The sequence below is a fragment of the Pseudomonas sp. FSL W5-0203 genome, from assembly GCF_001896155.1.
Taxonomy (GTDB): domain Bacteria; phylum Pseudomonadota; class Gammaproteobacteria; order Pseudomonadales; family Pseudomonadaceae; genus Aquipseudomonas; species Aquipseudomonas paracarnis.
In genome coordinates this window covers 73,708-97,006 of sequence record NZ_MPOR01000021.1, presented here as the reverse complement: position 1 = coordinate 97,006, position 23,299 = coordinate 73,708, and the positions used below count along the sequence as shown (strand labels likewise).

Here is a 23,299-nt window from a genome sequence, read left to right as displayed (position 1 = left end):
GAAACGCGCATGCAAATCTCCACACGCGGCGGCCTGGTCGCCTTGTCGCTGTCCATGTTGCTGGCCGCCCTGGGCACCAGCATCGCCAATGTCGGCCTGCCCAGCCTGGCGCACGCCTTCGGTGCCTCGTTTCAGGCCGTGCAGTGGGTGGTGCTCGCCTACCTGCTGGCCATCACCGCCGTGATTGTCAGCGCCGGGCGCCTGGGCGACCGTCTGGGGCGCCGGCGCTTGCTGCTGGCCGGGTTGCTGGTGTTTGCCCTGGCCTGCGCCGGGTGTGCCGCCGCGCCAACCCTGCCCTGGCTGATCGGCGCACGGGCATTCCAGGGCCTGGGCGCGGCGATCATGATGGCGATGACCCTGGGCATGGTGGGTGACACTGTCACGAAAGAGAATACCGGCCGAGTCATGGGCCTGCTGGGCACCCTGTCGGCACTCGGCACGGCCATGGGTCCGAGTGTCGGCGGGGTATTGCTCAGCCTGTGGAGCTGGCGCGCGCTGTTTTTGATCGGCCTGCCCTTGGCGGGTGTGGCTGCCGCCTTCGCCTACCGTTATTTGCCGGTAGATGCTCACCGCCGCGACGCTTGGCCAGGCGATACAGTCTGGGCGCCCCTGCGCGATGCGCCGTTGCGCGCCGGCCTGGCCATGAGTGCCCTGGTGTCGGCGGTGATCATGGCCACGTTCGTGGTGGGGCCGTTCTACCTGTCACGTGGCCTGGGCCTCGATCCCGCCTGGATGGGCTTGGCCATGGCCGTCGGGCCAACGGTCGCGGCGGTGACCGGTGTACCGGCGGGTTACCTGACCGATCGCCTTGGCAGCCAACGCCTGACCCTCGTGGGGCTAAGCGTGATGCTGTGCGGGGCCCTGTTGCTGTCGCAGGCGTCCGGGCTTGGCGTCTATCTCGCGGCGCTGATCGTGTTGACGGCCGGCTACAGCCTGTTCCAGGCGGCCAACAACACGGCGGTGATGAGCGATATACAGGCGACACGCCGAGGCACAGTGTCCGGCCTGCTGAATCTGTCACGGAACCTGGGCCTGATTTTCGGCGCCTCGGCCCTCGGCGCGGTGTTCGCCCGCGCCACCCCGGATGTCAGCCTCGCCGCGCCCCAGGCGGTGGCAGCCGGCCTGCACGCCACCTTCGCCATGGCGGTAGGTTTGCTGTTATTGGCGGTGCTGATTGCCTGGAGACGTGGGTATTCCCTGGCCAGCGCGAAGCAGACAAATATTGACAAGCTAAAATCGTAACGACTATTGTCTGACAACCTGATCACCAAGGTTTTCCCATGCTTGAGCTCCAGCGCCCCGATTCGCTTGTCGTACGGGTTGTCAGCGCCATTCGCGCAGAAATCGAATCCGGCCAACTGGCCCCGGAGTCGCGCCTGCCGACCGAACAGCAACTGGCCGAACAACTCAACGTCAGCCGTTCCGTGGTGCGTGAAGCCATTGCCCAGCTCAAGGCCGACGGTGTGCTCACCGCCCGCCGTGGCCTGGGCTCGTTTATTTCGCAGACCCCTGCGGGCACGGTGTTTCGGTTTCCGCAGCCCAACGGGCGACGACCTGACCTGGCGCAGATGTTCGAAGTGCGCCTGTGGATCGAAACCCAGGCCGCTTCGATTGCCGCCCAGCGCCGCGACAGCGCCGACCTGCAGCGCATGAAAAGCGCGTTGCAGGCCATGCAGGACAACCGCGACGACTTTGAAGCCGCAGCCCTGGCCGATGTGGAATTCCACCGTGCCATTGCCGACGCCAGCAAGAATGACTACTTCGTGGCCTTCCATGACTTCCTCAGGAGCCAGTTGGCCAGTGCGCGTAAAACCGCGTGGGAGAACTCGGCGTCGCGCTTTGCCACCGGTTCGGCCGATGCCACCCAGGAACATCAACAGCTCTACCAAGCCATTGCCGACGGCGACGCCCAACGCGCCGCCGCCAGTGCCGAGGCACACCTGCGTGCCGCGGCGCGACGCCTGCAGCTGGAATTACCGACCACGAACTGATCCACCTTGTTTGCAGCGTGTCCGCGGACACGCCATTTTTTTAACAAAAACATTAGTCTGACAACCTGATAAGCAGACTGAAATGTACAACCTAGGTACTTCTGCAATGATTCATGACTTTTGCATTATCGGCGGCGGCATCGTCGGCCTGGCCACCGCCATGGAGCTGCTCAAGCGCCAACCGGGCGCGTCGCTGGTGATCCTGGAAAAAGAGACGGTGCTGGCCAAGCACCAGACCGGCCACAACAGCGGCGTGATCCATGCCGGCATCTACTATGCACCCGGCAGCCTCAAGGCCGACTTGTGCAAGCGCGGCGCCGAAGCCACCAAGCAGTTCTGCCGCGAACACGGGATCAAATTCGAGGTGTGCGGCAAGCTGCTGGTGGCCTCAAGCCCGCTTGAAATGCAACGCATGGAAGCGCTGTACGCCCGTGCCCAGCTCAATGGCATGCAGGTCGAGCGCTTGAATGCCGAACAACTGCGCCAGCGTGAACCGAACATCGTCGGCCTCGGCGGCTTGTTTCTCGATGCCACCGGGATTGTCGATTACCGCCAGGTGTGCGAGACCATGGCCCAGGTGATTCGTCGCAGCGGTGGGCAGATCTGCCTGGAACGCACCGTCACTGCCATCCACGAAAACACCGACACGGTCACCGTCAACACCGAGGGCGAGACCTGGCAGGCCCGCCACCTGGTGGTGTGCGCCGGCTTGCAGTCAGACCGCCTGGCCCGCCTGGCCGGCATCCGTATCGACCATCAGATCATCCCGTTTCGGGGCGAATACTTCCGCCTGCCCGCCGCCAAGAACAACATCGTCAACCATCTGATCTACCCGATCCCCGACCCGGAGCTGCCCTTCCTCGGCGTGCACCTGACCCGCATGATCGACGGCAGCGTCACCGTCGGCCCGAATGCCGTGCTGGGCCTGGGCCGCGAGAAATACCGCAAGTTTTCGGTGAACTGGCGCGACGTGGCGCAGTACGCCAGCTTCCCGGGTTTCTGGAAAACCCTGTGGCAAAACCTCGGTTCCGGCACCACCGAGATGAAGAACTCGTTGTTCAAGTCCGGCTACCTGGAGCAGTGCCGCAAGTACTGCCCGTCCCTGACGCTCGATGACCTGCTGCCCTACGAGGCCGGCATCCGTGCCCAGGCGGTAATGCGCGACGGCAGCCTGGTGCACGACTTTCTGTTCGCCCAAACCTCACGAATGCTGCATGTGTGCAATGCGCCCTCACCGGCCGCCACCTCAGCCATGCCCATCGGCGCGATGATCGCCGACCGCCTGTTCCACCCCCAGTAAGACCGCACCGCCCGCTCACCCAACAATAACTACAAAGACCCAGAAGGAAGTCCAGCATGTCGGCATCCGCCTCCATTCCCGGTACCGAAACGCCCGAACAAACCCGCAAGCGCCTACGCAAAGTAGCCGCCGCCACCATCTTCGGCTCGATGCTGGAGTGGTATGACTTTTACCTGTACGCCACCATGGCGGCGATTGTGTTTTCGAAGATCTTCTTCGATAACAGCGACCCGAAGACCGCCACGCTGATGGCCTTTTCGACCTTTGCCATCGGCTTTATCGCCCGCCCCTTCGGCGGCATCCTGTTTGGCTACCTGGGCGACAAGTTCGGGCGCAAGCAAGTGCTGGTGCTGACCTTCTGCCTGATGGGCGTGTGCACCACCTTGATCGGCTTGATCCCCAGCTACGCCTCCATCGGCATCTGGGCCCCGATCCTGCTGGTGTTTATCCGCATCATCCAGGGCCTGGGCGCAGGTGCCGAGTTGTCGGGCGCGGCAGTCACCTCCTACGAGCATGCCTCCCAAGGCAAGCGTGGCAGCCAGGGCGCCTGGCCGGCACTGGGCCTGAACCTGGGCCTGTTGCTGTCCTCACTGACTATTTACCTGCTGACCATCAACGGCAACGAGTTCCTGCTGGCCGGCGGCTGGCGCATTCCGTTTATCTGCAGCATCGTGCTGGTAGGCGTCGGCCTGTGGGTGCGCAACAGCATTCCGGAGACCCCACAGTTCGAAGCGCTGAGCACAGAAAAAGCCAAGGCCAAGCCATCGCCTCTCAAAGCCTTGTTCAAGAATGACCTCAAGGGCCTCGCCGTGGTGTTTTTTGTCGCGATTGGCTACAACGCCCTGAGCTACATCTTCAAGACCTTCTCCCTGGCGTACCTGACCCAATTCAAAGGCGTGGACGTGCATGTCACCTCGCTGTCGGTGACCATCGCCAGCCTGGTAGCCATCGTCGCCGTGCCCTGCTTCGGCTGGCTGTGTGACAAGTGGAGCAGCAAGACCGTGTTGATGCTCGGCGGGCTGTGCTCGCTGTTGTTCGCCTACCCGTTCCTGGCCCTGCTCAACAGTGGTGAAAGCCTGATGATTTACCTCGCCATCGGGGTGGGCACCGGAATCCTCGCGCCGATGATGTTCGCCCCCCAGGGTTCGTTCCTGAGCCGGCAGTTCCCGACGCAAACGCGCTCATCGGGCTTTGGCACCGGGCGGGAGATCGGCACCGCCATTGCCGGTGGCCTGGCACCGCTGGGCGCGCTGTCGATGGTAGCGGCCTCGGCCACCCACTCCACCGATGGCGTGGTGGTGATCCTCGCGATTTCTGCCTTGTTGGTGGTGGTGTTTGCCCTCTGCGATCAGGGCGCGAAACACTCGACATTCAAGAACTGAGCAAAAAAAGTTCGGACCAACGGGTGCATGGATGCACCTGGATCGCGCATCATGGGCACTTTCAAGCTCAAGGGTAACGTCCATGCGCGTTCTGTCATTGATGATGGGTCTTACGACGCTGGCCGCCACTACGGTGTTCTGCGCCAGCGCGATGGCGAATGAAGAAAGTCAGTTAGTCCAACAGATCAACCAATACCGCAGCCAGGTGCAACGCTGCGGTGACCAGGGTTCCCAGGAGCTTCCGCCGCTGACCAGCGACACGCGACTGGTGTTGCCGGCCTCCAATGTCGGCGATTTGCAGCAGTCGCTGGCGCGCGCTGCCTACCCGATGGTGAATGTGCAGGCCATCAGCCTGTCCGGGCCCAAGGATGCCGAGGCCGCGATGAAAGCGGTGCGCGAAAGCTTTTGCCGCGTAGTGCTCGACCCGCAATTTGTCGACATCGGCGTCAGCAACAGCGGCCAGGACTGGCGCATCGTGCTGGCCCGCCCGTTGGTGACCAGCGGCCTGGGCGATTGGCAGACCGAAGGCAGAAAACTGCTCGACCTGATCAACACCGCCCGTGCCGAGCCGCGCCAGTGTGGCACCCAGGCGTTCACCGCCACGGCGCCCCTGTCGTGGAACGACACCCTGGCCGGCGCAGCCAACAGCCATACCCGCAACATGGCCAACGGCAATTTCTTCGACCACCTGGACCCCGACGGCCGCACGCCGGGTGACCGCGCCGAGTTGGCGGGGTATATCGCGAAGAATATCGGCGAAAACATCGCCGCCGGCCTCGACACGCCGCGCAAGGTCGTCGACGGTTGGCTCGCCAGCCCCGGCCACTGCGCCAACCTGATGAACCCGCAGTTTCGCGAATTGGGTGCTGCCTACGCCATGGACCCCAAGAGTGACGCGGGCATCTATTGGACGGGCTTATTCGGCACGCAATAAGGTTGGGCGCCGGCCCAACCGGCCAATAATGAAGGCGTGCAAATAGACAGTGAAATCAAAGTGCTATCAGGGAGATAATCGCGCTGAACTGAATGCGGTCATTCCGGTCTGTTGCTAGTCGGTATGACTCTTCAAAGCTAAACAGTACGTAGCAAGCAAGGTGTGAACCCCATGATGAATTGGCTGCAAGGCAGCAGCGAAATGGCAGAGCGGGTTCGTCAGCACGATTGGGCCAGTACGCCCCTGGGGCCACTTGAACACTGGCCCGATGTGTTGAAGACAACCGTTGCGCTGTGCTTCGCGTCGAGTTTCCCCCAGGCCATCGTCTGGGGGCCTCAGTTGATTACCCTCTACAACGACGCGTTCACGCCGATCCTGGGTAGCAAACCCGACGCCTTGGGCCGCCCGTTCAACGAGATCTGGCACGAGGTGTGGGACGATATCAGCCCTATCGCCGACGCCGCGTTCGATGGGCACGCCACCTATATCGAAAACTTCCCGCTGTTGATCCAACGCAACGAAGCGCCGGAACAAGCCTATTTCACCTTCTGCTACAGCCCGATTCGCAATGCCCAAGGTGTAGTGGTCGGTTTGCTCGACACGGTGACCGAAACCACTGCCACGGTGTTCCTCGCCCGTCGTCTTGAAGTGCTGGACGCCATTAGCAATAGCGTGACCAACGCTACCGACGCCGAAACCATCCTGACGTCTACGACTCGCCTGCTGGCCGAACATCTGCAGGTGTCCATCTGTGCCTACGCCGACATGGACGAGGATGAAGATGGCTTTACCATTCGAGGCGACTGGTCGGCGCAAGGCTCGCCGAGCATCATCGGCCATTACAGCCTGGCGGCGTTTGGCGAATGCGCGGTCAACTGCCTGCGTGCCGGCGAGCCACTGGTGATACGCAATAATCTGATCGAGCTGCCGCCCCATGACGCCGCGAGCTTCCAGGCACTCGGTGTGACGGCCACCATTTGCATGCCCTTGATCAAAGACGGGCGGCTCACCGCACTGATGGCCGTACACGACAAAGTGCCGCGTTTTTGGTCGTCCTACGACATCGCGCTGTTGGGCGAAGTCACCGAACGTTCATGGGCGCATATCGAGCGCGTGCGTGCCGACGCCGCCGTGCGTAAGGGCCTGGCCGCCTATGCGGAACTCAATGCCAGCCTGGAGCAGCGCGTGAATGAGCGTACCCGTGCGCTGGCCGAAGCCGAAGCTGCACTGCGCCAGTCACAAAAACTTGAGGCCATCGGCCAACTGACCGGTGGCGTCGCCCATGACTTCAATAACCTGCTGACCATTATCCGCTCATCCGTGGATTTCCTGCGCCAACCGGGCCTGTCCGAAGAGCGTCGGCAACGTTATATGTGCGCGGTATCCGACACGGTGGAGCGGGCCAGCAAGCTCACCAGCCAACTGCTCGCTTTTGCCCGTCGCCAACCATTGAACCCGCAGGTGTTCGATGTCGGCCAGCGCGTGCAGAACATCGGCGAGATGCTCGAAAGCGTCACCGGCGCACGCATTCATGTGCAGGTGCAATTGCCCGATCGGCCCTGCTATGCACGCATCGACCCAAGCCAGTTCGAAACCGCGCTGATCAACATCGCCCTCAACGCCCGCGATGCGATGGACGGCCAGGGTACCCTGACCCTCAAAGTCGCCAGCGAGCAAACGCTGCCACGTATTCGCGGGGATGCCGAGTCGTGCATGCCCTACATCGCCATTTCTCTGGCCGATACCGGCACCGGGATTCCCAGCGATACCTTCGAACGCATCTTCGAGCCGTTCTTCACCACCAAGGCCGTGGGCAAAGGCACGGGCCTTGGCCTGTCGCAGGTATTCGGCTTTGCCAAGCAGTCAGGCGGCAATATCGATGTGGCCAGCACCCTTGGCCAGGGTACGGTGTTTACCTTGTACCTGCCGCAGGTCGAAGGCGAAGCGGCGCCGGATCAAGACCCGCATACAGACTTGCCAGCGCCGCAAGAGGCTGCTCATCAGCACGTGCTGATCGTCGAGGACAACCTTGAGGTAGGACGCTTCGCCAGCCAGATCCTCAAGGACCTGGGTTACCAGACCACGTGGGCGACCAATGCCGAACAGGCGCTGAACCTCGCCGGCACAGACGTCCAGGGGTTCGATGCGATTTTCTCCGACGTGGTGATGCCCGGCATGACCGGCGTGGCCATGGCCAAGCTACTGCGCCAGCGCCGCCCGGACCTGCCCGTGGTACTCGTCTCCGGCTACAGCGAGGAACTGGCGGACAGCGGCTATGAAGGCTTTGAGTTCCTCGCCAAGCCCTACTCCGCCGACCAAGTTGCGCGAGTGCTGGCAAAGGCGATGAGCAAGGATCAGTCGACAACCGCCACCTGATTGCGGCCCGATGCCTTGGCCTGGTACAGGGCCTTGTCGGCGCTGTTCATCAAGCCGTTCAAATCCAGAGGCTGAGCGTGGGTCGATGCCACGCCCAAGCTTGCGCTCACCCCTTGTACCGGGTCGGCGGGCAAGTGATAAATCGTCTGGAGCAACTGCTCGGCAATGCTGCGTGCGGTCTCCAATGAGGTATTGGGCAGCAGCACTGCAAACTCCTCGCCCCCCAGGCGACCGTAGATATCGGTCTGGCGAAAGGACGCGCTGATCACCGCGCCAATCTGACGCAACACCTGGTCGCCGGCCTGGTGGCCGTAGGTGTCATTGATGGCTTTGAAGTGGTCCATGTCCATCATCAATGCACACAACGGCTGCTGCTCGCGAAGGCACTGGGCATACAGCAACTGAGCCTGTTCGTAGAACGCCCGACGGTTCATCAGCCCGGTCAGTTCATCGGTCTGAGCGGCGCGGGTGGAAATATGATGAGCGCGTTCCATTTGCCTCGTCAGGCGAAAGGCTTTTTCCAGGGCATCGGAGAGTTTGCGCGTGGCACCGGCCACAAACGAAGCAAACACCAGCACCGCCAACGCCACGCCGACCTGCATCGGCGAAGGCTGAAACAGCATCCATACCGTACAGGGAAGCAACACCAGCGCCATCGAGCCCAGCGTCATGTAGCGATAGGCTGAATAACAGGACACCGCGCTGACCGACATGCCCACGGTAAACAGCATCACCAGCACCTGGGATAAGCGGTCATCGACCGGCATCACCGCCAGCGCCCCGCCGCCCCAGATACCCGCCGACAGCATCAGCGTGACCCAGTAGCGGCGTTCCCAACGGGCGGGCGTGCGCGCCGCGTCAGGGCAGCGAAACCATTGCACGAACAGATGCAGGCGCACCAATGACGAGCCCGCCAACAGTACCAACCACACCAGGATGACCTGATGATCGAACCGATCCCAGCACAGCCAGCAGAGCATGACGGCGCCCAGGTAGCTGCCGAAGATCGCCGAGAATGATTGACGAAACAGCTGGTGCAAACGGTCGGTTCGCACCTGCTCTTCGATGGAGTGACCCTGGTCCTGCCCGAGGCTATTCATGGGGTTGGCCTGTTTGACCGGCGACGGCAAAGGCGCCATTGTGGCACCTTGCCAGCAAGCCGAACAGCGGCATACGCCGCGCTAGAGCGTTTCAGGCTCTTGAGGTCGCAAAATCAGCACGCCCAGGGGCGGCAGGTTCAACGACAACGACACCGGTTGCCCATGGCGCGGCTCATCCTGGGTAAACACGGCTCCGCCATTCCCGTAATTGGAGCCGGCGTAGGTATCGGCATCACTGTTGATCACCTCACTCCAACGCCCACCAAACGGCACACCGACTGCGTAGCCTTCACGGGGCACCGGGGTGAAGTTGGCAACCACCAACACCGGCTTGCCACCCTTGCTCCAGCGCAGCCAGGCGTAGACGCTGTTGATCGCGTCATCACCGATCAGCCATTGGAAGCCCTGGGGCGCATCGTCCTGTTCGTGCAACGCCGGTTCTTCGCGGTACAGGCGGTTCAGGTCGCCAACCAGCTTCTGCACCCCACGGTGCTCGGGGTATTGCAGCAAATACCAATCCAGTTGCTGGTCGTGGTTCCACTCGCGCCATTGGCCAAATTCGCAGCCCATGAACAGCAGCTTCTTGCCGGGGTGCATCCACATGAAACTGAGGTAGGCGCGCAGGTTGGCAAATTTCTGCCAGCGGTCGCCGGGCATCTTGTCGATCAGCGAGTGCTTGCCGTGCACCACCTCATCATGGGAAATCGGCAGGATAAAGCGCTCCGACCAGGCGTACACCAGCCCGAAACTCAGCTCGTTGTGATGATGGGCGCGGTACACCGGGTCTTGCTGGATGTAATGCAGGGAGTCGTGCATCCAGCCCATGTTCCATTTGTAGTTGAAGCCCAGGCCTCCCTGTTGGGTCGGCTGGCTGACGCCGGGCCAGGCCGTGGACTCCTCGGCAATTACCAACGCGCCCGGCGCTTCAAGGGCAACCACGTCGTTCAGGTGCCGCAAGAAATCGATGGCTTCCAGGTTCTCGCGGCCGCCATGACGGTTGGGCACCCATTCACCGGCCTTGCGCGAATAATCGCGATACAGCATGGAGGCCACTGCGTCCACACGCAGGCCGTCCACGTGGAAATGCTTGAGCCAGTGCAAGGCCGACGCGAGCATGAAACCGTGGACCTCGGTGCGGCCCAGGTTGTAGATCAGCGTGTCCCAGTCCTGGTGAAACCCTTCCAGCGGGTTGGCGTATTCGTAGAGCGCGGTACCGTCAAATTGCGCCAGGCCGTGGGTATCGGTGGGGAAATGCGCTGGCACCCAATCAAGGATCACGCCGATATCGGCCTGATGGCAGGCATTGACGAACCAGGCGAAGTCTTCCGGCGAGCCAAAGCGCGCGCTGGGGGCAAACTGGGATAACGCTTGATAACCCCACGAGCCACCAAAGGGGTGCTCCATGATCGGCATCAGTTCGATATGGGTGAAGCCCAATTGTTGAACGTAAGGAATCAGCCGCTCGGCCAATTCGCGCCAGCCATATTGCCGAGCCACTTCACCGGCCTCGTCCAGCTCGCACTGCCAGGACCCCACATGCAGCTCGTAGATCGACAACGGCGCGGTGGCTTTCTGCTTGTCTCCCCGCGATTGCATCCACTCATGGTCCTGCCAATCCACCTGCAAAGGTGCGGCGACCTTCGAGGCGGTGTCCGGCGGTAGTTGGGTGGCCAGCGCCACAGGGTCGGCCTTGAGCGGCAGAATGCCGTGGGCACCGAGAATTTCATACTTGTAGGCCGCGCCCGGTTGCAGGCGCGGGATAAAGATTTCCCACACCCCCGATGGATGACGCAGGCGCATCGGGTGGCGGCGCCCGTCCCAGATATTGAAGTCGCCCACCACCGAAACCCGCCGTGCGTTCGGCGCCCACACGGCAAAGCGCACGCCTTGCACGCCATCGACGCTGACCACCTGAGCCCCCAGGCAGTTGCCCAGGTCACGGTGATTGCCTTCGGCAAACAGGTACAGGTCCATTTCCCCCAGCAGCAATTGGCTGAAGCTGTAGGGGTCTTCGGTGATCTGCTCACCGCCGGCCCACTGGATTTTCAGCAGGTAGGGCTGGCGAGTGCTGAAGTGCCCAATAAACAGGCCTGGCACCTGGGTGGCATCGAGGCTGCCAAACGGCTCACCTGTGTCACGCGCCAGTACCTGGACACTCAGGGCCTCGGGCAGGAACGCACGGATAAACTGGCCGCCCTGCTCGTCATCATGGGGCCCCAGGATCGAAAAGGGGTCGGGGTGCTCGGCGCGCACCAGCGCATCGACGTCCTTGGACGCCGGCAATGCAGTCAACTTGGGCTGCAGCGGTTCTCTCTGTGTAAAACTCATGACGTCTCCCCACCGCGTACAGGTTTAGATATAGGTGTCAGCCCGCTCAGCAAGCTGTGCAGCCCTTGCAGGGGCACCGGCAGCCAGGTCGGGCGGTTTTCTGCTTCGTAGGCCACTTCGTACGCGGCCTTTTCCAAGCTGAACAAGGTCAGCGCTGCGTCTTGGCCGTTGGCATCCTGCCAGTCATGCGCCAGTGTAGACGCAGCGGCCTGGTAAGCCTGGGTAAATGCTACGCGGGCTTCATTCAGGTAGCGGTCGGTCACGCGTTTGCGCGCAGCGTTCGCTTCTGGCGTGTGATCCACCCCTTGTACATTCAGCGCCATGGCCGCGGCATAATCAAAGGAACGCAGCACACCGCTCACATCTTTATAAGGGCTGTGTTTGCCGCGCCGCTCATGCAGCGGTCGCGCCGGTTCGCCCTCGAAGTCGATCAAGTAGGCATCGCCCTTGACCACCAATACCTGGCCCAGGTGCAAGTCACCGTGGACGCGAATGCGCAATCCGCCCGCCGTGGCTTTGGCCAACGCCTGGACATGCGCCGCGATGGCTTTTTTCTGCGCCAGTAATTCACTGACCAACGCCTGGTCGGCGGGGTTCAATTGGCTTTGATTAAGCTTGAGCAACTGCAAGGCACGGTCGATCTGGGCGCCGACATCCTTGGCCCAGGCTTGGGTGTCTTTGATTGTGGTGGGTTCGGGTTTGAAGGCCTTGTCGGCCGTTGGCGCACCCAGCACCAGGTGCATTTCACCCAGGCGCTGACCGAGCAAACCGGCAAAATCTGCCAGTTCCCCGAGGGCGTTGTAATGCTGTTCCTGTTCAGAGATCGCGTCGGCCAGCTCATCGCGGATCGCCCGCTCCAGGTTGTTCTGGGTCCAGCTCCAGGCATCGCCCTGATTGCTCAAGTAACCCTGGGCAATCATCAGCAAGTTGTCCTGTCCCTGCCCGTCCTGGCGGCTCATAAAGCCCAGCAGCGGCGAGATGTTCGGGTAGCCAGCGGCGGTCAGGTACGCACTCATTTCCAGCTCCGGGTGCACGCCGGCGCTGACTTTGCGAATCAGCTTGAGCACCAGACTCTCACCGACCACCACCGAGCTGTTGGACTGCTCGGCGGACAAGTAACGCACCGGCGATTCACGGGTCAGTTGCAATGCGGCCAAGTGTTGAGTGGCCTCGAATCGCAGATCGCCGTCAGGGGTATTGAGCACGGTGCCGGCCTGCATGGCCTGGATCACCTCAAGGATAAAATGCTCAAGGCTGAAGGCATCGGTCACCAAACCTACCTGGCGGGTGCGTCGCACTCGGGCCAACGCCAATTGCTGGGGCAAGGCGCTGGTGAACCGGTCTTCGCCAAGGAAGCCCAAGGGCAGTTGGTAGCGGCTGACCTGGCCGGCACTGGTCACTTCGATCTCACTGAGCAACACCGGATGCTGCGGGTCGCCAAAACGCACGCCATATGCGATGTGCACCGTGTCGATTGCCGTATCTTTGCCGGCAAACCAGCGCCGCTTGGGCAGCCAGGCGGGCAGTGACGTATGTTCCAGGCTGGTGCGGCAAGGTTCTTCGAGTAGCTCTTCCATGCGTTTTTTCAGTACCAAAGTGGTGAAGTCGGGCATGCTTTGCGCCGGTTCCACATGCCAGCTGGGCATCTGGTTTTCCGCTGCCAGCACGAACCAATAGAAACCATAGGGCGCCAGGGTCAGCAGGAAATTCAGCTGGCCGATTGGCGGGAAGGCATTACCGCCAAGCATCTCCACCGGCACCATGCCGGCAAAGGCCGACAGGTCCAGCTCCGCCGCCTGGGCGCTGCGCGACACGTTGGCCACGCACAGGATGATCTCGGTGTGGCCGTCTTCACCGGTGTACTCACGGGTGTAAGCCAGGATGCGCCGGTTAGTCGGCGAGAGCATTTTCAAGCTGCCACGACCAAACGCCTTGGACTGCTTGCGCACTGCGAGCATGCGCCGGGTCCAGTTGAGCAATGAATGCGGGTCCTGGGCCTGGGTCTCGACGTTGACCGACTGGTAGCCGTATTGCGGGTCCATGATCGGCGGCAACACCAGACTGGCCGGGTCGGCACGGGAAAACCCGCCATTGCGGTCGATGGACCATTGCATGGGCGTGCGCACGCCGTCACGGTCGCCCAGGTAGATGTTGTCGCCCATGCCGATTTCATCGCCGTAGTACAGGGTCGGCGTGCCCGGCATCGACAGCAACAGGCTGTTGAGCAATTCCACCCGCCGACGATCGCGCTCCACCAGCGGCGCCAGGCGTCGCCGAATGCCCAGGTTGATGCGGGCGCGGCGGTCTGCGGCGTAGTAGTTCCACAGGTAGTCGCGCTCTTTGTCGGTGACCATTTCCAGGGTCAGCTCATCATGGTTGCGCAGGAAAATTGCCCACTGGCAGTTGGCGGGAATCTCCGGGGTCTGGCGCAGAATGTCGGTAATGGGGAAGCGATCTTCCTGGGCCAACGCCATGTACATGCGCGGCATCAGTGGAAAGTGAAAGGCCATGTGGCATTCATCGCCGTCATCACCCTTTCTATCCCCAAAGTACAGCTGCGTGTCTTCCGGCCACTGGTTGGCTTCGGCCAGCAGCATGCGGTCGGGATAATGGGCATCGATCTCAGCGCGGATCTGCTTGAGGACGTTGTGGGTTTCCGCCAGGTTTTCGTTGTTGGTGCCGTCCCGTTCGATCAGATAGGGAATGGCGTCCAGGCGCAGGCCGTCGATGCCCAGGTCGAGCCAATAGCGCATCACCGACAGCACCGCTTTCATGACCTGCGGGTTATCGAAGTTGAGGTCCGGTTGGTGCGAGTAAAAGCGGTGCCAGAAGTACTGGCCGGCCACCGGGTCCCAGGTCCAGTTGGACTTTTCGGTGTCCAGGAAAATAATGCGCGTGCCGTCGTATTTCTGGTCATCGTCCGACCACACATAAAAGTCCCGCGCCGCCGAGCCTGGCTTGGCCTTGCGCGCGCGCTGGAACCAGGGGTGCTGGTCGGAGGTGTGGTTGATCACAAGCTCGGTGATCACGCGCAGCCCGCGTTGGTGGGCTTGGGCAATAAAGCGCTTGGCGTCGGCCATCGTCCCGTAGTCGCTGTGCACGCCGCGGTATTCGGCAATGTCGTAGCCGTCATCACGGCGGGGAGACGGGTAGAACGGCAGCAGCCAGATGGTGTTCACGCCCAGGTCGGCAATGTAGTCGAGTTTGGCGATCAGCCCGGCAAAGTCACCAATGCCGTCGTTATTGGAGTCGAAATAGGATTTGACGTGTACCTGGTAGATCACCGCGTCTTTGTACCAGAGCGGGTCTTTGATGAAGGTGGCTGCCTTGGGTTTCTTGGCCATTGCAAACTCCTGAAAATACAAAGTTCTCGAGGATCGTTCCCAGGCTCCGCGTGGGAATGCAGCCCCGGACGCTCCGCGTCCCAAGCGCGACGCAGAGCGTCCAGTGAGGCATTCCCACGCAGAGCGAAGTGAGGCGTTCCCACGCAGAGCGTGGGAACGAGCACTCAGGGGGTGCTGATGCGCCATATCCCGAACGGCATCTGCGGCTCCAGCCGGGTCCATTGGGTCTTGCCGTACCAGGTCCAGCGATGGCCGTTCATCAAGTCTTCGCCCTGGGTCTGGGCATCGTCGGGCAACCCCATCTCCCACAGCGGCAATTCAAAGTGGGCTTCCTGGGCGTTGTGCGGGTCGAGGTTGACGGCGACCAGAATGAAATTGCTGCCGTCCTCGCTGCGCTTGCCGAAGTACAGGATGTTGTCGTTCCAGGCGTTGTAGAGCTTGAGCCCCAGGTGCGTGTGCAACGCCGGGTTCTGGCGGCGGATGCGGTTGAGCTGGGCGATCTCGGCGATGATGTTGCCGGGGGCGGTAAAGTCGCGGGGGCGGATCTCGTACTTCTCGGAGTCGAGGTATTCTTCTTTGCCTGGCACGGGCGCCGACTCACACAACTCAAAGCCTGAATACATCCCCCACAGGCCCGAGCCCATCGTGGCCAGCGCAGCGCGGATCAGGAAGCCTGCGCGGCCGGAGTCACGCAGGAAACCCGGGTTGATGTCCGGCGTATTGACGAAGAAGTTCGGACGGTAGCACTCACGCCAGGGCGATTGGTTCAGTTGAGTGAGGTACTCGCTCAGTTCAGCCTTGGTGTTGCGCCACGTAAAGTAGGTATAGCTCTGGGAATAGCCGACCTTGCCCAGGCGCGCCATCATTGCCGGGGTGGTGAAAGCTTCGGCGAGGAAGATCACCTCCGGGTACTTGGCACGCACGTCGCTGATCAGCCATTGCCAGAACGGCAGCGGCTTGGTGTGCGGGTTGTCGACGCGAAAGGTCTTCACGCCCTCTTCCACCCAGCCCACCACAATGTCGCGCAGTTCTGTCCATAAGCCCGGAATCGCATCCGCCGCATAGAAATCGACGTTGACGATGTCCTGATACTTTTTCGGCGGGTTCTCGGCGTACTTAATCGTGCCGTCGGGGCGCCAGTTGAACCAGCCAGGGTGCTGTTCAAGCCATGGGTGGTCCTGGGAGCACTGGATGGCGAAGTCCAGGGCAATTTCCAGGCCGTGGTCGGCAGCGGCCTTGACCAGGCGACGGAAATCCTCACGGCTGCCCAGTTGCGGGTGAATCGCCTCATGCCCGCCCTCCGCGCTGCCGATGGCATACGGACTGCCCGGATCATCGGGGCCTGCGGTGAGTGAGTTGTTCTTGCCCTTGCGGTGGCTGCGGCCGATAGGATGGATCGGCGGGAAGTACAGCACGTCAAAACCCATGTCGTGGATCATCGACAAGCGCGAGTGCACGTCGTTGAATGTACCGTGGCGGGCCGGATCATCGGTGATCGAGCGGGGAAACAGCTCATACCAACTGGCGAACTGCGCCGCCTCACGCTCTACGTCAATTGGGTAGGCGGGGCTGACGCTCAGATACGCGCGATGATCGGCCTGGGTCATCAGGTGTGCACTGTCTTCGTGCAGGAACAACGCCACCTGCTCGGTTTCCAGCAGGCCCGACAGTTCGTGGTGCAACACCATCAAACGGTCGCGCAATTCGTTGTCACTGCGCTCGGCAGCCTGCAACACCAGGCTGCGGCCTTCCTGCAATTCAAGGCTGACCGGCACCCCGGCCTCATGTTTCTTGCGCAATTCATAGCAGAAGCTGGCGAAGGTATCGATCCATGCCTCGATGCAGTATTCATGCGGCCCGAGTTGGGCGACGGTGAACGCGCCTTCCCAGCCATCGTTGCCGACATCGGTCATGACCACGCTGTGCCAGCTTTCTTCCTCCAGCACGCGCCAGCGGATCAGCACCGCCAGCTTGTCGTGACCATCAGCGAACACTTTGCTGGTGACATTGACACGCTGGCCGACCACAGCCTTGACGGCGAACTCACCATTGTCGATCACCGGCATGGTGCTTTCGATAGCGATCCTGGGTAACAACAGCGCTTGCGACAGCGGCAGTATCGAGCCTTCTGGAGCCAGTGTTTCAGCAATCATCGAGCATCTTCCCCTTACGCCCTGTGGACGCTCTTGGCTTGATCCGAATTCAAAGGCGGCGACGCTTTCCCTGAGCGTGGCCGTATAAGGTCCGAGCCTGGGCGCGCCGCAAAAGTTCAGGTGGATATGCCGCCGCTGGGCAGGGAATCAATTGCCCCAGGCAGCGGTCCACCGCTAGAGCAAAGCACAAAGGAGGCCACACCGATGAATATCCCGATACCACCTGAACCTGAAGATCCGAATATCGACACTCCGCCACTACCGACGCCACCCAGTGAACCGGCGCCCATTCCAGAGAGAGAGCCGCCGGAAAACGACCCACCGCCCGTGCAAGAGCCGCCGACGACCCTGCCTCCGGTGATCGTCTAAATCATCAGAGCAAGAACACGGCCTGCTCGAACACCTAGACGTCCTGGTGTTCGAGCACACAAAAAAACGAGGAGTCCTACGAAGTTCCACGTCAAGGCTGAATGTTCGTTTTACTGTTCCTTTTTATATTGATCTCGCGTGAATGCTCAGCCTTTTTTTCACCTGGCCTTTAGCCCATTTATCACGAGTAGCCCCATGTCGACTATCACCTCCCCATCAACGCCCACTGCTCCAGTCACAACACCCACATCCTCCAATCCCGTCTCCAATCAACAGGCGCTGACACCCGAGCGAATAAATACGTTGCTAAAGGCCGGCCCGAACTGGTCCTCCTCCCCTAAGGCGCCTGACCGCTCACCCCATCCCCCTCTATCGCCAACGACGAAGTCCAACACCTCACCTTCTATGTCGGAGGTAGAGGCGAAGAATAAGTTGGACGACCTGAATACGGCATTGACCCCAGACACCATCAAGGAGATACAACGCAATCCAAGCTCGCCGAAATCTCGCGCAATCACTGAGCAGTTCAACACCACATTGACCCCAGAGAATGTCAAATTAATGTCGAGGGGCGCCAACGCGAAAAAAAACCGCGAAACACTTCGAGAGATCAGGGACAAGCTCGACAAAAAAAATATTGATTCAAACCTGGAGTCTGCCAAGCACCAGGTGATCAATGAGGCGGCCGATAAAATGAGGCTCAAACTTCTGGAAATCATTACCGCCGCGTTCGACGGCGACATCTGGAACACCGTTGACCATCACAAAAATTGGCTCGAAGAACTGGGTGCTTTGAGCAAAAATTTTTCTGCAATGGAGACCAAGTCCAAAGCCCTCACGGATGCAGCTTCGTCCCTGAGCGACGAAAAGCTCGACCAATCGGCGGCGCCTGAAACGCAGGACTCATCGCCTGCCGACACTCGCGCTGCAACCTACAGTTTCAACGCCACCAGTGAATCTACCCTGGAGGCCCCCAGCGAGATCCGCAATTTCAAATCGGGAGATAAACTGGACCTGTCCGGCATCCAGCGGCAGCTGAACACGTCGCTGCGGCCGGTCGATCGGTTTCCAGAAGTAATCGGTGAAATGCAGATCCATCACTCGCCCAGCGCCAACACCAGCGTAATTGTCATCGCCGATGCGCCGGGCAAAGACCCCTTTTTGCTCAAGGTGTTTGGTGAGGTACGCCAAAGCAACATCGTGACCTGATCCGCGGTATGACTCAGGATCACTTTTCCAACAATCTGACGATTCTCGGCATGATGCTGAACACCGCCAGGGCCAGCAGTGTACTGAGTACTGCCGTCGATTCACGCCCCATCCCCGCCGCCACACCAATGGCGGCGGTCATCCACAACCCGGCAGCCGTGGTCAGGCCCTTCACATGCTGGCCCTCTTCATCTTCCTTGCCCTTGAGGATGGTGCCGGCGCCAAGGAAGCCGATACCCGCAATCACCCCCTGAACCACACGGCTCATGGCGTCCGCCTGGTTGCCGGACATCTGCGGCACCAGCACGAACAGCGCCGCACCAAGCGCAACCAGCATATGGGTGCGCACGCCAGCCGCCTTGCCCTTGTGCTCACGCTCAAAACCCAGGATGCCGCCCAGGATCGCGGCGATCAGCAGGCGCACCGTCACTTGGGTGAGTTGCCGGGCATCGCCGATGTCCGCGAATTCGGCTTGCAGTGTTTGCCACACTTGATGCCACCAGGCGTCCATGGATGCGCTCCTTTTATTATGGATAGATAAAGGATGGACAGCGCAGACCGCCAGTCAGTTGCCTGGAACCCCTTGTCATAGGGGTCGCCTAACGTGATAGAGCCCATAGAAAGGAGATCGCCATGCCCCTGCGCATCGAAAACCATTTGTGCTACTTCACGCTCGACGTGGACGGCCAGGAACAAAGCCTGCCAGCCACCCGCGTGAAGATCCTTACCGACCATGACAAAGCCATGTCCTATGTGGAGTTGGCGGGCGAGCGGGTCTATATCACTGAAGCCGAAGCCGACGCGCTGACGGTTGAAGGGGCCACGGATGGCCGTAACCATGTAAAGGCGCAAAAGCCTGGTTCGGTGATTTGATTGATCTGTATCATCGAACCCTTTGAATCCCTGCACCCCTATAGACTCGGGGTGCAGCACATTGACGCACAAGAACGCATCAAGCCTATCTGATCCGCTTTTTATCCTTCCACCTGAGTCTGTTATGCAAACAGTCTGTCGCCCATAGTTCATCCGCCTGATGGAGGCTGATGAGCGAATGACCATGAGCGAACGAATCCCAACCGTGGAAACCTTTGAGCCCATTCACCCAAAGAAGGTGAAGGCCAAATCCAGCGACAACCTGATCCATACCCGCAGTTTTACCGGTGTGTTCCGCACCTTGCGCGTGGGCGGTGCCGGCCTGCTGTTTCTGGCTTTTTTTGGCACTGTGTGGCTGAACTGGGGTGGACGCCAAGCCGTACTATGGGACTTGGCCGAGAGCAAGTTCCATATCTTTGGTGCGACATTCTGGCCCCAGGATTTCATCCTGCTCTCGGCGCTGTTGATCATCTGTGCCTTCGGCCTCTTCGCGATCACGGTGTTTGCCGGCCGCGTCTGGTGCGGCTACACCTGCCCGCAAAGCTCGTTTACCTGGCTGTTCATGTGGTGCGAGAAGGTGACCGAGGGTGAACGCAACCAACGTATCAAACTGCAGGCGGCACCCTGGAGCCTGAATAAGCTGGCACGGCGCTCGGCCAAACATACGTTGTGGCTGGGTATCAGTGTGTTGACCGGGCTGACGTTTGTGGGCTACTTCACCCCCATCCGCCCCTTGGCCGCCGAACTGCTGACGTGGCAGATGGGCGGTGTGAGCCTGTTTTGGGTATTGTTTTTCACGGGGGCCACTTACATCAATGCCGGCTGGCTACGCGAAGCCGTATGCATGCATATGTGCCCCTATGCACGCTTCCAGAGCGTGATGTTTGATAAAGACACCCTGACTATTTCCTACGACGCCGCCCGCGGCGAGCAACGTGGCCCGCGTAAACGTGACGTGCCGCCAGCGCAGGTTGGCCTCGGTGACTGCATCGATTGCCAGCTATGCGTGCAGGTATGCCCCACGGGCATCGATATCCGCGACGGCCTGCAGATGGAATGCATCGGCTGCGCAGCCTGCATCGACGCCTGCGATTCGATCATGGACAAAATGGGCTATGCCCGTGGCTTGGTCAGTTATACCAGTGAGCACCAATTGCAGGGTGGCAAGACTCATCTGCTGCGGCCACGCCTGATCGGCTACAGTGCCGTGCTGGTGGTGATGCTCGCGGCACTGGTGGTGGCCCTGATTGAACGGCCGATGGTGTCGCTGGATGTGACCAAAGACCGTGGCATGTTCCGCGAAAACAGCCTGGGTTTGATCGAAAACATCTACAGCCTCAAGGTGATCAACAAAACCCAGCAGCGCCAGGAATACCGCCTGGAACTGGTGGATGCCGAGGGGTTCCAGTTGCAAGGCAAGACCCAGGTCAGCCTGGCTGCCGGGGAAATTGTCGATATACCGGTGTCGGTAGCATTGCTGGCGGACACACCGGCCAGCAGCTCTCAAACCTTACGTTTTAAAGTCACTGATGTGGATGAACCTTGGATCTATACCGCTGCTGACAGCCGCTTCGTAGCGCCCTTGAATCGCTGATACTTCATCAACAACAGAGATCAAATGTGGGAGCTGGCTTGCCTGCGAAAGCGGTAGAGCAGTAACAGATGCAGTGACTGACACACCGCCTTCGCAGGCAAGCCAGCGCCTACAATTTGCCCTGCGTACACATTCAAAAAGCTAATTAGGCCGCCATGAAACGCTACGAAAAATTTGCCGACGACATCGCAGAACTGATCCGCTCCGGCGTCCTCGGCCCCGGCCAGCGCGTGCCATCGGTGCGCTATGCCAGCCAGGCCTACGGCGTCAGCCCGTCCACCGTGTTCCAGGCCTACTACCTGCTGGAGCGTCGTGGCCTGATTCGCGCACGCCCCCGCTCTGGCTACTTCGTCAACACCCATGCGCCCAGCCCGTTTTCCGAACCGGTGGTGAGTGAGCAGGTGCATGAGTCCACCGAGGTGGGCGTGAGTGAGCTGGTGTTCTCGGTACTGGACTCCATCAAAGACCCCAACACCGTGCCCTTCGGCTCGGCCTTCCCCTGCCCCATGCTGTTCCCGCTGCCGCGCCTGGCCCGTTCCCTGGCCAGCGCCAGCCGCGAAATGGACCCACGCTTGGTGGTCACCGACATGTCGCCGGGCAACCCGCAACTGCGCCGGCAGATTGCCCTGCGCTATATGGTCGGTGGCCTGATGCTGCCGATGGAGGAGCTGTTGATCACCAACGGTGCTCTCGAAGCGTTGAACCTGTGCCTGCAGGCCGTGACCGAACCGGGCGACCTGGTGGCCATCGAGGCGCCGGCGTTCTACGCGTGTTTGCAAGTGCTTGAACGCCTGAAGCTCAAGGCCGTGGAGATCCCGGTGCACCCGCGCGACGGTATTGACCTGAACGCCCTGGCCCAAAGCCTTGAGCGCTATCCGATCAAGGCCTGCTGGACCATGACCAGTTTCCAGAACCCCATGGGCGCCACGCTGCCTGAAGAGAAAAAACAGGCGCTGGTGGAACTGCTGCGCAGCCATCAAGTGCCGCTGATCGAAGATGACGTCTACGCCGAGCTGTACTACGGGCAACAAGCGCCTAAGCCGGCCAAGGCCTTCGATACCGAAGGGCTGGTGATGCATTGCGGCTCCTTTGCCAAGAGCCTGGCGCCGGGTTACCGAGTGGGCTGGGTCGCCGCCGGGCGCTTTGCACAGAAGGTCGAGCGGCTCAAGTTGATGACCTCGTTATGCCCGTCGATGCCGGCCCAGGCGGCAATTGCCGACTACCTGCAACACGGCGGCTATGACCGCCACCTGCGCAAACTGCGCTACGCCCTGGAAGAACAGCAAAGCGCCATGCTCGCGGCTATCGCTCGCTACTTCCCGGCCCAGACACGGGTCAGCCAGCCGGCGGGGGGCTATTTCCTGTGGTTGGAATTGCCGGAGCAGACCGACTCGCTGAAGTTGTTCCAGATGGCCTTGGCCCAGGGCATCAGCATTGCGCCGGGGCCGATCTTTTCCGCAACTCAGCGGTTCAGAAACTGCATACGCTTGAACTATGGCAGCCCGTGGAACGAGGCATCGGAAAAGGCCATGGAGACATTAGGGCGGATTGTGCGATCGTTTTAACGGCCGCCCCCCAAGTCGATAAACGTTCCGGTGGAATACGATGCCTTGTCCGACAGTAACCAGATAATCGCCTCCGCCACTTCATCCGGACGCCCGCCGCGCGCCATCGGGATGCCGGACTCCAGCTTGCTGACTCGGTCCGGGTCGCCGCTCAGGGCATGGAAATCGGTAAAGATATAGCCTGGGCGCACGGCGTTGACGCGAATGCCCTCGCCCGCCACCTCCTTCGACAACCCCAGGGTAAAGGTATCCAGCGCGCCCTTGGAGGCGGCGTAGTCGACATACTCACCCGGCGAGCCCAGCCGCGCCGCCACCGAGGACACGTTGACGATACTGCCGCCCTGCCCGCCATGCCGGGGCGACATGCGTAACACCGCGTGCTTGGCACACAGAATCGGGCCCAGCACATTGGTCTTGAGGATTTTGAGGATACGAAACTCGGACATCTCGTCGACCCGCGATTTTTGCCCCACGGTACCGGCATTATTGACCAGCGCAGTGACACGCCCCAATTCGGCATCCACACGATTGAACAGCGCAATCACCTCATCTTCGATGCTGACATCGGCGCGCACCGCGATGGCCTGTGCTCCGAGGCCGCGCACTTGTTCAACCACAGCATGGGCAGCCTTCTCGTCCGACTGATAATTAATGCAGATGCGATAACCTTCGCGAGCGGCCAGCAAGGCCGTCTCGGCGCCAATCCCTCGGCTGCCCCCGGTGATGATGACGACTTTGTCCATGGCTGCGGTCTCCTGAATCAACCTGATGTTTAGGGTTG

General features: G+C 60.9%; 17 protein-coding genes. 11 read left to right on the top strand and 6 right to left on the bottom strand.

Annotated features, from left to right (window positions below; all coding sequences use genetic code 11):
* The first annotated feature begins 9 nt into the window (after positions 1-9).
* From BOP96_RS18690 to BOP96_RS18665, 6 genes are all read left to right on the top strand, one after another.
* Positions 10-1,242 (top strand): MFS transporter, encoded by a 1,233-nt coding sequence (locus tag BOP96_RS18690; protein ID WP_073453646.1) that lies wholly within the window; start codon positions 10-12, stop codon positions 1,240-1,242.
* Between the two features lie 38 nt (positions 1,243-1,280).
* Positions 1,281-1,991: a FadR/GntR family transcriptional regulator gene (locus BOP96_RS18685; protein WP_019816878.1), complete on the top strand. Its 711-nt coding sequence runs from the start codon at positions 1,281-1,283 to the stop codon at positions 1,989-1,991.
* Between the two features lie 106 nt (positions 1,992-2,097).
* Positions 2,098-3,291: an L-2-hydroxyglutarate oxidase gene (gene lhgO / locus BOP96_RS18680; RefSeq protein ID WP_073453645.1), complete on the top strand. Its 1,194-nt coding sequence runs from the start codon at positions 2,098-2,100 to the stop codon at positions 3,289-3,291.
* 56 nt (positions 3,292-3,347) lie between these two features.
* Positions 3,348-4,673 carry an MFS transporter gene (locus BOP96_RS18675; protein ID WP_014718679.1) on the top strand — a complete coding sequence of 442 codons (1,326 nt, stop codon included), beginning with the start codon at positions 3,348-3,350 and terminating at the stop codon, positions 4,671-4,673.
* Between the two features lie 82 nt (positions 4,674-4,755).
* Entirely contained in the window at positions 4,756-5,607 is an 852-nt protein-coding gene (locus BOP96_RS18670) for a CAP domain-containing protein (RefSeq protein ID WP_014718680.1), read from the top strand.
* Positions 5,608-5,778: 171 nt separating this feature from the next.
* Entirely contained in the window at positions 5,779-7,983 is a 2,205-nt protein-coding gene (locus BOP96_RS18665) for a GAF domain-containing protein (RefSeq protein WP_014718681.1), read from the top strand.
* Here the strand turns inward: BOP96_RS18665 and BOP96_RS18660 are convergent.
* From BOP96_RS18660 to BOP96_RS18645, 4 genes are all read right to left on the bottom strand, one after another.
* A complete protein-coding gene (locus tag BOP96_RS18660; RefSeq protein WP_019816876.1) occupies positions 7,962-9,122 on the bottom strand; it encodes a GGDEF domain-containing protein in 1,161 nt (386 codons plus the stop codon). The genes BOP96_RS18665 and BOP96_RS18660 overlap by 22 nt on opposite strands.
* Before the next feature lie 42 nt (positions 9,123-9,164).
* Positions 9,165-11,411, bottom strand: a complete 2,247-nt coding sequence (glgB, locus tag BOP96_RS18655; protein ID WP_014718682.1) for a 1,4-alpha-glucan branching protein GlgB — start codon at positions 11,409-11,411, stop codon at positions 9,165-9,167.
* Complete coding sequence (treS, locus tag BOP96_RS18650) at positions 11,408-14,755, bottom strand: maltose alpha-D-glucosyltransferase (protein WP_073453643.1); 3,348 nt, start codon at positions 14,753-14,755, stop codon at positions 11,408-11,410. Before treS ends, glgB begins: the two co-directional genes overlap by 4 nt.
* Positions 14,756-14,919: 164 nt before the next feature.
* On the bottom strand, positions 14,920-16,908 hold the full coding sequence (locus BOP96_RS18645; RefSeq protein WP_073453641.1) for an alpha-1,4-glucan--maltose-1-phosphate maltosyltransferase: 1,989 nt from the start codon (positions 16,906-16,908) through the stop codon (positions 14,920-14,922).
* A 204-nt stretch (positions 16,909-17,112) separates the two neighbouring features.
* On the opposite strand from BOP96_RS18645, the gene BOP96_RS30115 reads away from it, so the two are divergent.
* Both BOP96_RS30115 and BOP96_RS30575 read left to right on the top strand, forming a co-directional pair.
* Positions 17,113-17,277, top strand: a complete 165-nt coding sequence (locus BOP96_RS30115) for a hypothetical protein (RefSeq protein WP_165835081.1) — start codon at positions 17,113-17,115, stop codon at positions 17,275-17,277.
* A 195-nt stretch (positions 17,278-17,472) separates the two neighbouring features.
* A complete protein-coding gene (locus BOP96_RS30575) occupies positions 17,473-18,486 on the top strand; it encodes a M10 family metallopeptidase C-terminal domain-containing protein (protein ID WP_232246219.1) in 1,014 nt (337 codons plus the stop codon).
* A 19-nt stretch (positions 18,487-18,505) separates the two neighbouring features.
* Here the strand turns inward: BOP96_RS30575 and BOP96_RS18630 are convergent, their stop codons facing one another.
* Positions 18,506-18,997 (bottom strand): MgtC/SapB family protein, encoded by a 492-nt coding sequence (locus BOP96_RS18630; RefSeq protein ID WP_014718686.1) that lies wholly within the window; start codon positions 18,995-18,997, stop codon positions 18,506-18,508.
* 122 nt (positions 18,998-19,119) lie between these two features.
* On the opposite strand from BOP96_RS18630, the gene BOP96_RS18625 reads away from it, so the two are divergent.
* The 3 genes from BOP96_RS18625 to mapR all read left to right on the top strand — a co-directional run bounded on the left by BOP96_RS18625 (position 19,120) and on the right by mapR (position 22,518).
* Positions 19,120-19,359: a DUF3203 family protein gene (locus BOP96_RS18625; RefSeq protein ID WP_019816870.1), complete on the top strand. Its 240-nt coding sequence runs from the start codon at positions 19,120-19,122 to the stop codon at positions 19,357-19,359.
* 184 nt (positions 19,360-19,543) lie between these two features.
* A complete protein-coding gene (gene ccoG / locus BOP96_RS18620; protein ID WP_038452177.1) occupies positions 19,544-20,953 on the top strand; it encodes a cytochrome c oxidase accessory protein CcoG in 1,410 nt (469 codons plus the stop codon).
* Positions 20,954-21,108: 155 nt separating this feature from the next.
* Entirely contained in the window at positions 21,109-22,518 is a 1,410-nt protein-coding gene (mapR, locus tag BOP96_RS18615) for a GntR family transcriptional regulator MpaR (RefSeq protein WP_073453639.1), read from the top strand.
* On the opposite strand, the gene BOP96_RS18610 is transcribed toward mapR, so the two are convergent.
* Positions 22,515-23,261, bottom strand: coding sequence for an SDR family oxidoreductase (locus BOP96_RS18610; protein ID WP_073453637.1), 747 nt, complete (start codon positions 23,259-23,261; stop codon positions 22,515-22,517). The genes mapR and BOP96_RS18610 overlap by 4 nt on opposite strands.
* Positions 23,262-23,299: the final 38 nt, after the last annotated feature.

Bases quoted from the DNA above. Each gene is read 5' to 3' on its own strand.
- BOP96_RS18690 (WP_073453646.1), top strand. From the start codon at position 10: ATGCAAATCTCCACACGCGGCGGCCTGGTCGCCTTGTCGCTGTCCATG.
- BOP96_RS18685 (WP_019816878.1), top strand. From the start codon at position 1,281: ATGCTTGAGCTCCAGCGCCCCGATTCGCTTGTCGTACGGGTTGTCAGC.
- lhgO (WP_073453645.1), top strand. From the start codon at position 2,098: ATGATTCATGACTTTTGCATTATCGGCGGCGGCATCGTCGGCCTGGCC.
- BOP96_RS18675 (WP_014718679.1), top strand. From the start codon at position 3,348: ATGTCGGCATCCGCCTCCATTCCCGGTACCGAAACGCCCGAACAAACC.
- BOP96_RS18670 (WP_014718680.1), top strand. From the start codon at position 4,756: ATGCGCGTTCTGTCATTGATGATGGGTCTTACGACGCTGGCCGCCACT.
- BOP96_RS18665 (WP_014718681.1), top strand. From the start codon at position 5,779: ATGATGAATTGGCTGCAAGGCAGCAGCGAAATGGCAGAGCGGGTTCGT.
- BOP96_RS18660 (WP_019816876.1), bottom strand. From the start codon at position 9,122: ATGGCGCCTTTGCCGTCGCCGGTCAAACAGGCCAACCCCATGAATAGC.
- glgB (WP_014718682.1), bottom strand. From the start codon at position 11,411: ATGAGTTTTACACAGAGAGAACCGCTGCAGCCCAAGTTGACTGCATTG.
- treS (WP_073453643.1), bottom strand. From the start codon at position 14,755: ATGGCCAAGAAACCCAAGGCAGCCACCTTCATCAAAGACCCGCTCTGG.
- BOP96_RS18645 (WP_073453641.1), bottom strand. From the start codon at position 16,908: ATGATTGCTGAAACACTGGCTCCAGAAGGCTCGATACTGCCGCTGTCG.
- BOP96_RS30115 (WP_165835081.1), top strand. From the start codon at position 17,113: ATGAATATCCCGATACCACCTGAACCTGAAGATCCGAATATCGACACT.
- BOP96_RS30575 (WP_232246219.1), top strand. From the start codon at position 17,473: ATGTCGACTATCACCTCCCCATCAACGCCCACTGCTCCAGTCACAACA.
- BOP96_RS18630 (WP_014718686.1), bottom strand. From the start codon at position 18,997: ATGGACGCCTGGTGGCATCAAGTGTGGCAAACACTGCAAGCCGAATTC.
- BOP96_RS18625 (WP_019816870.1), top strand. From the start codon at position 19,120: ATGCCCCTGCGCATCGAAAACCATTTGTGCTACTTCACGCTCGACGTG.
- ccoG (WP_038452177.1), top strand. From the start codon at position 19,544: ATGAGCGAACGAATCCCAACCGTGGAAACCTTTGAGCCCATTCACCCA.
- mapR (WP_073453639.1), top strand. From the start codon at position 21,109: ATGAAACGCTACGAAAAATTTGCCGACGACATCGCAGAACTGATCCGC.
- BOP96_RS18610 (WP_073453637.1), bottom strand. From the start codon at position 23,261: ATGGACAAAGTCGTCATCATCACCGGGGGCAGCCGAGGGATTGGCGCC.